This window comes from Microbulbifer mixtoriginis (SeqCode) (genome assembly GCF_052466865.1).
Genome location: NZ_CP174293.1, coordinates 1006955 through 1020231, shown reverse-complemented (window position 1 = coordinate 1020231; position 13277 = coordinate 1006955). Strand labels below are relative to the sequence as shown.

Here is a 13277-nt window from a genome sequence, read left to right as displayed (position 1 = left end):
AACATGCAGGGCTACCAGCTTGGCGCTTCATGCAACCAATTATTGAAAGCACGTTTGCCCGTACCCCACATTCCCTAAGGAATCGCAATCAAGATGGAATTTCGCAAGTTGATTCTAATGCCATTTGCCTTTCTAAGTTTTCAGGTGCTTGCTCAACCGACTTTAAAGATTGAGATTACAACCCCAGAGGGATGGCAGTTTCATACTCGACAGATATTGAGTGAATTAACCCTAAGTAAGGAATCTAAGTCTACATCTGCCCAAACAGCGCCCTCAGAGTACCAGGCAATTCGCTGCGATGGCCCCTGGGGGGCTGTAAAATATACTATCCCCCTATTAAAGGGCCCCGGCATTAAAATCTTATATGGGACAGATAGTCTTTTTCTGCAAGTTATTGAATATTCTGTTGACAGTAAAGAAGGTGCCATTTATTCAATGAGTATTCAATGCATTGATGTCGAGCCCACACAGATAATCAATGCGATCACTGAAATTGAACTCTCTATTGGAAAAGAAGCTTCTGAGCAATTGGAGCTCAGCAATGGCTATATTCTTAAGTACCATTACAAGCCTGGCTGAAGAATTTACAATAATTTAGCTGTTCAGAAATCTACCTATTTTTTCATAAGCTTCTGCACAAATATCTTTGAGCAAATCTTCAACATTTAAAAATCCATGTATAACACCCTCAAAGTGTATATACTCAGCGTGTGCACCAACCGACCTCACCCTCTCAAAGTAAAATTTACCCTCATCACACAAGGGACAGAACTCTGCTGTAATCACCAGAGTTTTTGGCAGCCTTTGAGTAAAATCCATATAAAGTGGAGATGCCGACTTTCTACACTGGCCATCCCGAAAATATTTTTCAAAGAACCAGTAACATTTCTCAGCTTCTAGAAAATATCCTTTCCCATATTTTTGGTAAGATTGACAGCCTGCCGTATAGTCAACACAAGGATAAATAAGAACCTGTTTGTCTATATAAATCCCAGTGTCAAATTGTGCTATATGCGACAAAGTTGCCGATAAAGAACCACCTGCAGAGTCTCCCGCTACTGAGAGTAACTTTTGATAGTCGATCTTGTGTCGGGAAAGGCTCGCCCAAACTCCACGAGCTACAGCGCAAGTATCTTCAATATTGGCTGGATAAGGATTTTCTGGAGCAAGCCGATATTCTGGTGCCACCACAATATGCTGTGTAGCTATCGCCATTTTACGACAAATAGGGTCATAGGCTTTAACACTGTCCAGCATATGACCACCCCCATGCAGATATAAAAGAACCGGTAGTGCCAAGCTCGAATTAGGGTTAAATATCCTCACAGGGACATTGTATCCACTGGTATAGATTTCATCATCTATCACCTGGTCAATGTCCGGGATGTCTGTAACATATTCCTGTATTATCCTTTCCGACCTCTCGCGAGAGTCGATAACACTAAAGGCATGACCTTTGGCTGTACGCTCTGATAACAACTCATTGCATACTCTGAGAAATTCAGAGAGGTTCGGATTTACTTTCCTCAAAAGAGACCTCCAAAGAGTAACAGCACCCATAGTGTTTTGGTGCAAAAAGGAATATTACAATTGAGTTGAGATAAAATAGATTCAAGACAAGCTGATAAATGAAGGGGGTAAGCCAGCCGGCTCAAGTAAAACCGACTGGCAGATAAACACAAAAATTCACAGGTAGTGATCTGTAAAAAAAATCAGTGGAAAACAGGAGCGGACACATAGCTCCAGAACAATACCGTGCCTACCATAATTATTACAGCGATAACCAGGGAAACAGTAATAATTGCACTGGCAAAAAGAAATCCTCGCTCCTCTGAGACACCCATAACAATAGGAATCCCTAGGTAAAGTAGATACACCGCATAAGCTACCGCCACAGTTGCCAACAAAATATCCAACCACAACACCGGATAGATTCCCGCAATACCTGCCAAAAATATTGGAGTCGCTGTAAACCCTGCCACGACTACACCTTTCATCGGGTGCGTTTCTGCACCATAGGTTCTCGCCATCCAGTGAATTAAGTACCCAATTGAGACAACCGCCAACACCATCGTACAATAGAAAACCGCTACCAATTCCAACGCACTCTGGCCGGTTATTCTTACCGGATTCCCATTGCCGATACTCCAACCCACCTGAGTAGTGCCAAAATACCAGGCGATTGCAGGGAATAGTGCCAAAATAATAACGTAGGAGATTTGTCGGCGAAGTTTTTTCTCGGGGAGGCAGCTAATCAACTCCCACTGCTTGCGAGGTTGGAGCATCAGGCCGAACATATGGGTCAACATTCTGTTTTCCTCAGGTTCTAGGGAACTCTGAGTGCGACCTATCTAGTCAAATTGATCTTGGAACTGCCGGTCAATATGAAGGTACTACCAAAAGGCCACCCCAAAAGCTCCAGTGCGTTTCTTCTTGTATCGAGTTACTTGTAGGAGCAACAGTCGTTCAAGTCAACCGTAGAAAAGAGATTGGCGGGAATGCTTACATGCACGTTTCTCGCGGAAACATTTTTAAAGCGTGAGGTGATACCAAACAACCCCAGACTAAAGGGAAAGAGGCAGAAGTAGAGAAAAATCAAATGCTGCCATGCTAATTTCGCTAATTAAAAAAAGTAACCAGCCACCAACCTACAGCCGGTTACTTTTAATAATTTAGCTAAGCTCAGAAGCTCGCAGGTTCAACAGTCTGCATCCAGCCAAAGCGATCCTCTGCCCGCCCCTCTTGAATATCCAGAAGCGCCTGACGTAAAGCTTCGGCCACAGGACCTGGAGCCTGCTGCAGCTCATAGCAATGCTCTGCATCACCAATAACGCTAATAGGGCTGATAATAGCAGCAGTACCGCAGGCAAAAGCCTCTGTGCAGCTGCCAGAAGCTATCTGGCTGAGTAATCGATCAACCGGAATGGACTCCTCTACGACCTGGTAGCCCAGGCTTTCGGCCAGCTCCAATAGTGAATAACGGGTAATACCCTCCAGGATGGAGCCGGTCAGTGCTGGCGTATGCAATGTCCCTTCAATTACCGCAAAGAAGTTCATGCCAGAGAGTTCATCTACGCTGTTTCGGTCAGACGGATTGAGCCATAGAGACTGATCGTAACCGCGCTCCTTGAGCCGTCCTACGCTCAATAGAGAGGCCGCGTAGTTACCGCCAACCTTGGCATCCCCTGTGCCACCCACTGCGGCGCGTGCATCTTCCCTCTCCACCCAAAGACGCATGCTACCGGAGTGGTAAGCCTCTGAGGGACTGGCAATCACATAGAACTCATAAGAGCTGCTAGCAGATACGGTAAGGTCCGCCTGGGTGCCAATCAGAAACGGCCGCAAGTAGAGAGACTCGCCGCTATTACCGGGTACCAGGTTGGCACAATAGGAAGCAACAGTACGCACGGCATCGAGAAACAGGGATTCTGGCACCGGGGGCATACACAAGCGTTTGGCAGAAAAGGCCATTCGCTCAGCATTTTTCTCGGGACGGAATAGAGCAATACCACCAGCCTGGGTCCGGTAGGCCTTCATTCCTTCAAAACACGATTGAGCGTAGTGCAGTACTTTTGCTGCAGGATCTATCGACAAGGGTGCATAGGGAATCAACTCACCCTGACTCCAACAACCGTCCTGATAGACTGCACGAAACATTATAGGGGCCATTGCCGTCCCGAAGCCCAGCCTCTCGGGTACTTCATATCCACGCAGGCTTGCGGCCACTTCGGGATCGATATAGATGCTCACCGACACTCTCCTCTCATTCGAATCGGCTGATTATGGCGCCTGCCGGCCAGCAATCCAAATGTAGTGACCACAGACCCCATGGCTTTAGCCGTTTTCACCTAATCAAACCTATTCATATAGGATGAAAATCCAAATACTCCTGTTCTTACCCCTGCAGCGCAAAGCCATCGAGTAGTCACTTAAATTTACTCTAAAAATTTTTGGCACTTACTTGCCGACCTTCGGCACTGCTATTTCTCCCCAGCTGCTAAACCGAAAGAGTGCCCGCAGGCATCCCGGTAACCTATTCACCGGTTGGTTGAAGTCTCCGTCACAATCCCTCTGATGACAGACTGTGCTGGCTATACTGTTTAATACGCAGCCAGGAGCGCAAAAATAAGCCTCCGGATGCGGCTTCTCTGAGCGGCTATGAGTAAAAAAGACGTGCCTTCAGAGTTGTAACAGAACCACATTTCAGGAGAGAGCTTCCACCGTATCTGTCGGTTTTCCGGCGATCGGGCGGAGACGAGATCCACACCCCTGCGTGATGGCTAAGGCCTATTGCACAGCTGTGGGCAAAGTAAACCGGAATGGAAGTGGTTCAATCGTGACACAGATAGATACCTGCAATCGCCTTGCTATCGGCTTGATGTTTACAGCCACAGCACTGCTGTGTAACGGCGCCATTGCCGCAGATGACGCCACTGCGAATCCAGATCCGAAAGGCCCTCCCCAGGCCTTTATTGAAGCCGCCTCCAAACCGCTGAAAAAAAACCGAAGACAACTGCGCCCCTCAGAGGCTGTCGAATATTACCGTGAACGCATTGAAGATCTTGAAGCTGAGTATGGTGCCTATGGTATCGGTATTGATGAGCAGCTGCTGGGCCTGGCCACTGCACTGCAGAAAGCTGGAGCCCATGAGGAAGCCGCCACCGAATTCCGCCGTGCAATGTTAGTTAATAGAGTGAATGAGGGCCTCTATTCCCTCAGTCAGATACCGATGATTGAACGCTTGATAGAAAGCCAGATTGCGTTGAATCAATGGGAAGAAGCCAACGACAACCAACAGTATCTCTACTGGTTGCACGAAAAAAATTACGGTAAAAAAGATCCTCGGATGTTGCCTGTAATCAATAACCTGAGTCGCTGGCACCTACAGTCTTATGTTGAGAAGAAAGGTGAAACTCTGGTCGAGCACCTAATCAACGCCACCAAGCTCTACACCCTCGCAGTCGATATCATCAGCAAAAATTTTGGCTCCAACGATCTGCGTCTTGTGGACGCACTACGCGGGCTGAAAGCAACGAATTACTATCTCGCCAATTACAAAGGAGAGGCCCAGGCGCCGCTCGTCGTCAATACCAGCTTTGGCGGCGGCCCCGATGTAAGTCAGCGCAGTATGGTAGACCACTATCGAATGAAGAGCTTCAATACTGGCAAAAAAGCGATTACCCGAATCGTTGATGTCTACCAGCGTAACCCTCAATCGCCCCCGGCCGCATCTGCAAAAGCAAAAGTCGAGTTGGGCGACTGGTATATGATGTTCAATAAATGGCATTCCGCGCGCCGCACTTATGGAGAGGCTTATAAATCTCTGTGGGACAATGGTGCCTCCAGCGATGAAATTGAGGATATTTTTGGTCGCCCGATCGCACTTCCTGCCCTGCCGATTTTGGAATCGGAAAGCAAAGCCCTGGCCAACTCACATATCACTGTTTCTTACGATGTCACTGCCTTTGGCAAAGCACGCAATATTAAAATCCTCAGAGCCTACCCATCCGATAAAGTACAGATTCGCTCCAAAGTCCGAAACATACTTAAACGCGCCAAATTCCGGCCGCGCTTTGAAGATGGTGAAGCGGTAGCAACACGCGGTATTGTTCAGCGCTTTGTTTTCGATTGAGTGATTCACTGAAAAGACACTGAGTGATGTGTTGTGGAGAGCGCGCAAATAATCAAATAACAACTACTTTTAAATTTCCACACCAGCCATTTTCCGGGCAGCCGGGGAGTCGCAGAATTGATCGCGGCCTCCCGGCATAACGCCAAGCCCTTCTAGGAGAAAAGAGATGACAACTCGGAAAGCGGTACGAAAAAGTCACCGCCAGGGCATTAGCTGGCACACTCTGTTCTCTGTCGTTGTACTGACTACAGTGATTACTGGATGTAAAAGCCAGCAAACCCAATCGCAACCACCGGCGATGCCCTCTTCCAGCTCGCAATCTCAGTCTCAGAGCAGCGCCTCATCAAGCAGCAGTTCTAGCAGTAGTTCACAGAGCTCTAGCCAGTCACAGTCCAGTAGCAGTGGTGGGCAACCCAGTAGTCGTTCTTCGAGCCAACCCAGCGCGAATATGCCAACGGCACAGCGAGAGTCCCAACAAAAGTCCGGAACAGCTTCCAGTGAAAATCAACGTTCCTCCCGTGAACCCTCAGCAGGTGATAGCATGCCGGAGGCAGATTCCCGCAATCGCTCTCCATCATCCCCTGTCTACAGTGATTCACAGCAATCTCCGGATGAAAGACGTACGCCTCCAGATCCCTCTTCTAGCCAGGACGGCACCCCGCCGGATGAGATCGACTTCTCCGAGGAGGAGCAAACAGCTTCGGCTTCAAGTAGCTCCTCATCAAGTAGTTCTTCCTCGAACAGCTCCTCGTCGAGTAGTTCAGCCTCAAATAGCAATGCGTCCACCAACGGTCAACCCAGTAGTGGCTCTACTCGCGCTGGCAGTGCGCCCAATGAAGTTCCCAGCACAGCCGCGGAGAGAGTCGCAGAGCTTGAGGGCCGCTTCGAATCCACTATGGTGAGCTACGACGGCATGATCCTGCGTGAACGGGACTATGTCCGTAACAGGCCTGGTTCCGCTTCAAAAGAGGGCGAGGAAGAGGCAATGGATGAAGCGCCACCTGGAGAATCACTGGAAGATCTCATTGAATCTGCGGAAGCCGAAATCCCCCCTCCACCCGGAAGCGGAGCACCCAGCGGCGGGGGCCCACAGCAAAACAATTCCAGCGGCCAGGTAACAGGCCCCGGTTTACCCACTAAGGGGCGCCAAGGGGAGTACAACCACAGCGGCTCACAGCCTGTGGTGCCTGCAGATATTCCCAGTGGTACCGATGATGATGTAGTGGCAAGACAAATTCGTGAAGCCGCCACACGGGAGACCGATCCTGAATTACGGGAAAAGCTCTGGGAAGAGTATCGAAAATATAAAAATGCGACGAAGTAGTTACAGAGGACGCATAGATGGCACTTTTAACTCGAAAAAACTATCGCTGTTTATTTACAGCTCGGCTCGCATTGATAACTGCTGGGTTACTGCTAGCACTACTTAGCGGATGTACCACAACCGAAGTACGAACTACTGCATTTACTCCCCTCACCATTGAGGACAAAAATATTGCGGAAGAGCGCCTGCTGGACGTCGGCGTTATCCAGTTCGATCCCGGTATAGACACTGTTGAAGTTGACGAAGACACCCTGGTCTTTCCCGAATTACGCCAGGCTGAGTCCCGCTTTATGGCAGTCACCCTGGCTGACTCATTGCAGTCCAGCCTGGGTTGGGGGGCAGTGAGAGTTATCCCATCTGCCCGCACCAATATTGATGTAACGGTTTCTGGAAAGATAATCCAATCCGATGGTGAAATTCTCACCATGGAAGTGACCGTTACCGATTCCCGTGGTCAACGCTGGTTTACCAAGGAATATTCGGAATACGCTTCTCACTACGCCTATGATCGTAAGCACCCTACTGAAGGAGATGCCTTTCAGGGAATCTATAACCGGGTTTCCAATGACATGTTGAATTATCGACAAGGGCTATCCAATCAACAGATTGCTGAAATCCGCACTATCTCTGAGATGCGCTTCGCCAGGAGCTTTTCCCCCGAAGCCTTTACGCGCTATCTGCAGCAAAGCCAAGAAGGTATTTATTACCTGAGCGCTCTACCTGCAGAAAATGATCCTATGTTGCAGCGAGTACGAAAAATCCGTGAGCGCGATTATCTATTTGTGGACACACTCCAGGAATACTACGGCACTTTTGCCAAAACTATGGAAGTACCCTACCAAGAGTGGCGAGCACGCAGCTATGAGGAAGTTCGGCAAATGCGCGAACTCAAGCGTAAAGCCCGCAACCACACCATCATGGGGGCCGCGGCCATTATCGGCGGTATTGCCGCAGCCGGTGCAGGAGGAGGCAGTGCCCAGGCTGCGGGACAGGTAGGTATTGGTGCTGGCGGTTATTTAATTAAGAGCGGCTTTGATCGTCGTGCAGATGCCAAGATGCATCTGGAAGCTCTGCAGGAATTGGGAGACTCGATGGAGGCTGAAGTCGAACCACAAATTGTCGAACTGGAAGATCGCACCGTCACCCTGAGCGGCACAGTAGAGAACCAATATCGTCAGTGGCGGGAAATCTTGAAAGAAATTTATGAAGCCGAAACAGCGTCTTCCGAAACCAGTATATGAAGTGCAGACCTTATCGAGGTAAACCGGTCAGATTTTAACCCTTAGCAAGCACCCAAGATCTTCACTGGGTAACTTAATAAAACGGCGGAATCACTATGCAGCACCGCAATAACACCAAGGAAGATTCAACTCCGATCGAGCCCGCAGAGTTTAGCTTTGGCGGTGAGGAAGCTCGCATCCCCAAGAAAACCAGCCCTAAAACTGACAAGCCGGAAAGGGAAAATTCATACTGGCCTTTTTTGCTGGGGGCAGTAATGCTCAGTGGCTTGGTAGGGGTTTTCTGGGGACTTCCCCAAGTTGTGCAAACTCCAAAATTACAAACCGATAAAACCGCTGTTGCCAAAACAATAAATGCACCAGAGGAAGATCCGGCACAGGCATCCCCCTATTCCGATGCTGAAATCATGCAGCAACGCAGGGATGTGCAAAAAATTCTGCAAGATATTCTCGCCCTTAAAGAGGAGCTACAAGAACGTCAGGTTGAGTTATGGGCATTCGAAGATTTCTACTCCGCTGAAGACCTAGCTCTAAAGGCTGATAGCCTTTATCGAAAAAGACAATTCATGCAAGCCCTGGAAAAGTACCGGGAATCCTTACAAGCACTAGAGACATTGCGTGACAGTATTCCCGAGCGAATTGAGTTACACCTTAGCGAGGGTAAACGTGCTTTGGATATAGGGGATAAGGATTCTGCACTAGATGCATTTAATCTAGTACTTACTATCTCTAAAGATCACCCAAGAGGTCTCAAGGGACTTGAGCGGACCGATAAATTACCCTCTGCCTGGTGGAGATATATTCAGGCAAAAGACGCCTACTCCGATTCCGACCTAGACCAGGCTAAGTCATCTCTTGAGCAATCACTCTCGGTTGACCCTGAGACTGTTGAAGCTCAAGCATTACTGGCAAGGGTTGAAATAAAAATCACTGAGAGAGACTATCAAAAGGCTATGTCTTCGGGCTACGCAGCGATTGCCGATAAAAATTACACATCCGCTAAACAATTCTTCAATCAAGCGCAAGTATTAAAGCCTACTGCTAAAGCACCGACCATCGGCCTACAACAGGCAAAAAATGGTATGGAGCGGGAGAAAATTAATAAACTACTGAGCTTGGCACGCTCACAGGAAAAAAAAGAAGATTGGCGTGATGCTCTTAAAAGTTATACGGCCTTGTTGAAAAAGGATAGTAGCCTGGTTGCTGCAGTTACGGGGAAGGCACGCTCTTCTGCCAGGGCCAAATTAGATGATCAGTTACAAGAATTACTCAAAGACCCCCTTACCCTTAGTGAGGGTAAGCGCAACCACTTTGCCCGCACTGTCTTAGCCGATGCACGTAAAGTAAACGGTCAAACACCACGCTTAGTTCAGCAAATAGAAGACCTAGAAAATGCGCTTACCCAAGCTCTGATACCTCTACCCGTTCGTTTCAAATCCGATCGTAGTACCAGTGTCACGATTTACCATGTTGGACGACTGGGTAATTTTGACCAACGAGAAATCGCCTTAAAACCCGGTCGCTACACAGCCATTGGTACCCGCGATGGGTATCGGGATGTACGGCGTGAGTTCATTGTAAAACCCGGAAAACCTGTCACCGAAGTGGTCATTCAGTGCGCAGAGAAAGTAAACGGCGCTAATAATAGCTGAAGACAAGAACCCCTGAGCGAGATGAAAATCCAATAAAGAAGATATTCGCAAGGGGCAAATCCTGAGATGAATCAGAAGATTCATTCACAGGAAAAGAGGTGTTCTGTGACAAACGGCTCGCTGATCGCCAACCCTCCGGTGGCAGCGAGCTAAGCTTTATTTCACACAAAAAAACATCCAACCCAGCCTTGGTATCGGCTGCGCTTCAGCGCGTATTTCATCGGTGCCAGATTATTGCGATAACTCCATAACGACACAGCAATAGGGAAGTGTAAATGGCAGTGAAAGAGGCGGTCTCAGTTCGTGATAATGAGCCTGTAGTCGATGACTCACCTCTCATCGAACCTATAGGTTTCACACCGGTTCAAGTCAGCTCTAACCGTGCACGCCTGTTCCTGTCCAAGCGTGCACTGGTAGTAGCGGCCTGCCTGTTATTAAGTCTCTTGGCGCTGACCTACTTAGTCATCGCCCGCTCCCTCATATTTGAAACCGTGCCTAACAATGCAAAAGTCAATATTAATGGCTTTGCCCTGCCACTGGGAGATGGACATCTGGTGCTTCCCGGCAACTACAGTTACACCATCAGTGCAGATGGTTATTTATCCAAGAGTGGTGAGGTTGAAGTCGGCAGCGATGGGCACAGCCGCCATGCAGTGACCCTGGATAAGCTGCCAGGCCATCTGCAAGTTGAAACAGACCCCCCGGTTCCAGTCAAAGTAATAATCAATGGCGGTGAAGTGCCCAATACAAACGGACTGGTGGAAAATATACGCCCAGGTTCCCTTCGGGTAACAATTCTCTCCGATCGTTATCTCCCCTATACCCAAGTAATCAAAGTCGAGGGGCTCGACAACACTCATCGCTTGCAAGCAAAACTTCGTCCAGCCTGGGCCAATATACGTATTAGTAGTAATCCCCCAGGTGCCACTGTCACCTCCAATGGAAAAACTCTTGGCACAACACCTCTCAATACAGAGCTGGTGCAAGGGGATAGGGTTGTCTCCATCTCCCTACCAGAACATAAAACTGTCGATGTCCCAATAGCCGTTACCGCCGGTGTGGACCAAGCCCTTCCCACGGTAAATCTGGGCCCAGCCGATGGACTATTACGAGTTGTTTCAATTCCCGAAGGCGCCAGTGTAACTGTTGATGGGGAGTTCCGCGGACACACTCCTCTTGAACTTGAATTGTCATCAGGAGAAGCTCATCGATTACGCTTTTTTAAAGAAGGTTACGCCTCTGTAGTACACACCATAGACCTTTCCGCCGGAATGGAACGGGATCTCAGCGTTAACTTAAACGCCGTGTACGGTAGGGTATTTGTAACGAGTGTACCCACTGATGCAGAGGTTTATATTGATGGGCAATATGCGGGTAAAAGCGGACAGTCATTCAACCTCCCAACGAAAAGTCACAAAATTGAAGTGAGGAAAAATGGCTACCAAGCATTTGATACCAGAGTAATCCCAAGCGACAAGCTGGAGCAGACGGTACGCGCAGTATTATTGACCAAAGAGCAGGCTCGCTGGCAGCAGGTTCCGGCATCCTATCAACATGGCGCGAATGGAACCATGAAGTTAATGCGTCCCAATGCTGTATTCACTATGGGATCCTCACGACGTGAACAAGGGCGCCGTGCCAATGAGGTGATGCGCCAAGTCGCTCTCAATCGTCCTTTTTATATTGGAGCCACCGAAGTCACTAATGGAGAATTCAGACGCTTTAAACGTATGCATACCTCAAGGCATGTGAATGGAGTTAGCCTGGATAATGACAACCTACCTGTCGTCAATGTCAGTTGGGCCGATGCGGCTTTATTTTGCAACTGGCTCAGTGAACGTGAAGGTCTTAACCCTGTATACCTAACCGAGCGCGGCAAAATAGTTGGGTTTGATTCAGCGGCAGATGGCTATCGTCTTCCCACAGAAGCCGAATGGGCCTGGTTGGCACGCTATGATAAGGGCACCATGCGTAAATACCCCTGGGGCAATGAACTACCTATCGGCGCCAACTCTGGTAACTATGCCGACAGCCACGCTGCCAAGCTGGTCCCGGCAGTATTACGTACCTATAGCGATCGCTATGCAGCCACAGCTCCCGTCGGCAGTTACAGTCCAAATCCTCTTGGTATATACGACTTGGGTGGCAATGTTTCTGAGTGGATTCACGACCTCTATACCATTGGTACCGGACTCTCATCGCGCCTGGAAGAAAATCCGATTGGCCCACAGGATGGCGACTACCATGTAATTCGCGGCTCTAGCTGGCGTCATTCAGGGTTAACCGAACTGCGTTTATCTTACCGTGATTATGGCGAAGCTCCCCGCAATGATATTGGATTTAGGGTCGCGCGCTGGATTAATTAAAGAAGGAGTGAAGATGTTCAGGATCATTTTAATACTCATCATTCTTTTACCCTCTTACTTATTTGCCCAGGAGAAAGAAGATACCAATGAGATGACCGTTGCTCAGGCGAACAAGGAAAAAACAGAAAAAAACAAACGCAAGGGCAATCGTTCAGATGATTACAAGTCTTCAGAAGAAATTTCTGAAGACTTATCTGTTTCCTATCCTGTGGATATTTAAAAGAGAAGCCGCCAAGGGCACCACCATGAAATTCAAATCCTCAGACTTTGTGTTCCAGATATTTGCTCTGCTGGGATCTATTATCCTGGTTCACGCCATTTATGTTGCCATTATTCGCCCTAACGCAGATGCCTTGATAGAAGAACAGCTTGCACGGGAGGCAGCAGGAGAAACCTACGTTCAGCAACGTTCCATTTATATTGTGATGAAAGACTACGAGCAGGAAGCTTGCTTTGTACTGATGCTGTGGGCCATGGCAATCATGGGCCTAAAGGCACACCGCAGCATACGCGAGCGCAAACTGCTCGATAAAGCCCTTCTTAATATCAGCGAAGGCACACCTATATTACCCGAAGACACCCGCGACCTGTCCCGCCCCATACAAGCACTACCCGAAGAGGAGCGAAGTTATCTCGTGCCAAGAGCACTGCTCACCGCGCTACAAAGATTCGGTTCTACCAAAAATGTGGCTGCGGTTTCCAATTCGGTAAAAGAAGTGTGCGAAACAGAGGGCGATCGGCTCGACTCGGAATTAGCAATGGTGCGCTATATCACTTGGGCAATTCCCTCGATCGGGTTTATCGGAACCGTGCGCGGCATCGGCGAGGCACTTTCTCAAGCCCATAAAGCAGTAGAGGGTGATATTGCCGGGGTTACCGTAAGCCTTGGGGTCGCCTTCAACTCAACCTTTATTGCCCTGGTGATCAGCATTGTCATTATGTTTTTTACCCACCAGTTACAGCTTATGCAAGAAAGACTGGTCTTGGATACACAGAACTATTGCGATAACCGCCTGCTGAGATTTCTCAAAATCAGCTAGCCGAACTTAAAATTATCATCTCGGA

The 13277-nt window shown here is 48.6% G+C and carries 11 protein-coding genes; 8 read left to right on the top strand and 3 right to left on the bottom strand.

Features of this window, described 5'->3' with window-relative positions:
• Nucleotides 1–93 precede the first annotated feature (93 nt).
• On the top strand, nucleotides 94–579 hold the full coding sequence (locus ACJJJA_RS04655; protein ID WP_252084581.1) for a hypothetical protein: 486 nt from the start codon (nucleotides 94–96) through the stop codon (nucleotides 577–579).
• A gap of 15 nt (nucleotides 580–594) precedes the next feature.
• Here the strand turns inward: ACJJJA_RS04655 and ACJJJA_RS04650 are convergent, their stop codons facing one another.
• The 3 genes from ACJJJA_RS04650 to ACJJJA_RS04640 form a co-directional block, all read right to left on the bottom strand.
• The gene (locus ACJJJA_RS04650) at nucleotides 595–1530 is read right to left on the bottom strand and encodes an alpha/beta hydrolase (protein ID WP_444888026.1); all 936 of its coding nucleotides are present in this window, start codon (nucleotides 1528–1530) and stop codon (nucleotides 595–597) included.
• A 182-nt stretch (nucleotides 1531–1712) separates the two neighbouring features.
• On the bottom strand, nucleotides 1713–2309 hold the full coding sequence (locus tag ACJJJA_RS04645; protein ID WP_252084579.1) for a Yip1 family protein: 597 nt from the start codon (nucleotides 2307–2309) through the stop codon (nucleotides 1713–1715).
• A 373-nt stretch (nucleotides 2310–2682) separates the two neighbouring features.
• A complete protein-coding gene (locus tag ACJJJA_RS04640) occupies nucleotides 2683–3750 on the bottom strand; it encodes a branched-chain amino acid aminotransferase (RefSeq protein WP_444899081.1) in 1068 nt (355 codons plus the stop codon).
• A 586-nt stretch (nucleotides 3751–4336) separates the two neighbouring features.
• Here ACJJJA_RS04640 and ACJJJA_RS04635 point away from each other — a divergent pair.
• The 7 genes from ACJJJA_RS04635 to ACJJJA_RS04605 all read left to right on the top strand — a co-directional run bounded on the left by ACJJJA_RS04635 (nucleotide 4337) and on the right by ACJJJA_RS04605 (nucleotide 13252).
• On the top strand, nucleotides 4337–5632 hold the full coding sequence (locus ACJJJA_RS04635) for a tetratricopeptide repeat protein (protein ID WP_252084577.1): 1296 nt from the start codon (nucleotides 4337–4339) through the stop codon (nucleotides 5630–5632).
• A gap of 166 nt (nucleotides 5633–5798) precedes the next feature.
• Nucleotides 5799–6956, top strand: a complete 1158-nt coding sequence (locus tag ACJJJA_RS04630; RefSeq protein ID WP_444888024.1) for a hypothetical protein — start codon at nucleotides 5799–5801, stop codon at nucleotides 6954–6956.
• 17 nt (nucleotides 6957–6973) lie between these two features.
• On the top strand, nucleotides 6974–8197 hold the full coding sequence (locus ACJJJA_RS04625; protein ID WP_444883770.1) for a hypothetical protein: 1224 nt from the start codon (nucleotides 6974–6976) through the stop codon (nucleotides 8195–8197).
• A 95-nt stretch (nucleotides 8198–8292) separates the two neighbouring features.
• A complete protein-coding gene (locus tag ACJJJA_RS04620) occupies nucleotides 8293–9846 on the top strand; it encodes a tetratricopeptide repeat protein (protein ID WP_444903866.1) in 1554 nt (517 codons plus the stop codon).
• Between the two features lie 275 nt (nucleotides 9847–10121).
• Nucleotides 10122–12212: a PEGA domain-containing protein gene (locus ACJJJA_RS04615; protein WP_444903865.1), complete on the top strand. Its 2091-nt coding sequence runs from the start codon at nucleotides 10122–10124 to the stop codon at nucleotides 12210–12212.
• A gap of 13 nt (nucleotides 12213–12225) precedes the next feature.
• Nucleotides 12226–12432 (top strand): hypothetical protein, encoded by a 207-nt coding sequence (locus tag ACJJJA_RS04610; RefSeq protein ID WP_444888021.1) that lies wholly within the window; start codon nucleotides 12226–12228, stop codon nucleotides 12430–12432.
• A gap of 25 nt (nucleotides 12433–12457) precedes the next feature.
• Nucleotides 12458–13252 carry a MotA/TolQ/ExbB proton channel family protein gene (locus ACJJJA_RS04605; protein WP_252084571.1) on the top strand — a complete coding sequence of 265 codons (795 nt, stop codon included), beginning with the start codon at nucleotides 12458–12460 and terminating at the stop codon, nucleotides 13250–13252.
• Nucleotides 13253–13277: the final 25 nt, after the last annotated feature.

Coding starts and splice junctions, on each gene's coding strand:
- ACJJJA_RS04655 (WP_252084581.1), top strand. CDS start 94: ATGGAATTTCGCAAGTTGATTCTAATGCCATTTGCCTTTCTAAGTTTT.
- ACJJJA_RS04645 (WP_252084579.1), bottom strand. CDS start 2,309: ATGTTGACCCATATGTTCGGCCTGATGCTCCAACCTCGCAAGCAGTGG.
- ACJJJA_RS04630 (WP_444888024.1), top strand. CDS start 5,799: ATGACAACTCGGAAAGCGGTACGAAAAAGTCACCGCCAGGGCATTAGC.
- ACJJJA_RS04625 (WP_444883770.1), top strand. CDS start 6,974: ATGGCACTTTTAACTCGAAAAAACTATCGCTGTTTATTTACAGCTCGG.
- ACJJJA_RS04620 (WP_444903866.1), top strand. CDS start 8,293: ATGCAGCACCGCAATAACACCAAGGAAGATTCAACTCCGATCGAGCCC.
- ACJJJA_RS04615 (WP_444903865.1), top strand. CDS start 10,122: ATGGCAGTGAAAGAGGCGGTCTCAGTTCGTGATAATGAGCCTGTAGTC.
- ACJJJA_RS04610 (WP_444888021.1), top strand. CDS start 12,226: ATGTTCAGGATCATTTTAATACTCATCATTCTTTTACCCTCTTACTTA.
- ACJJJA_RS04605 (WP_252084571.1), top strand. CDS start 12,458: ATGAAATTCAAATCCTCAGACTTTGTGTTCCAGATATTTGCTCTGCTG.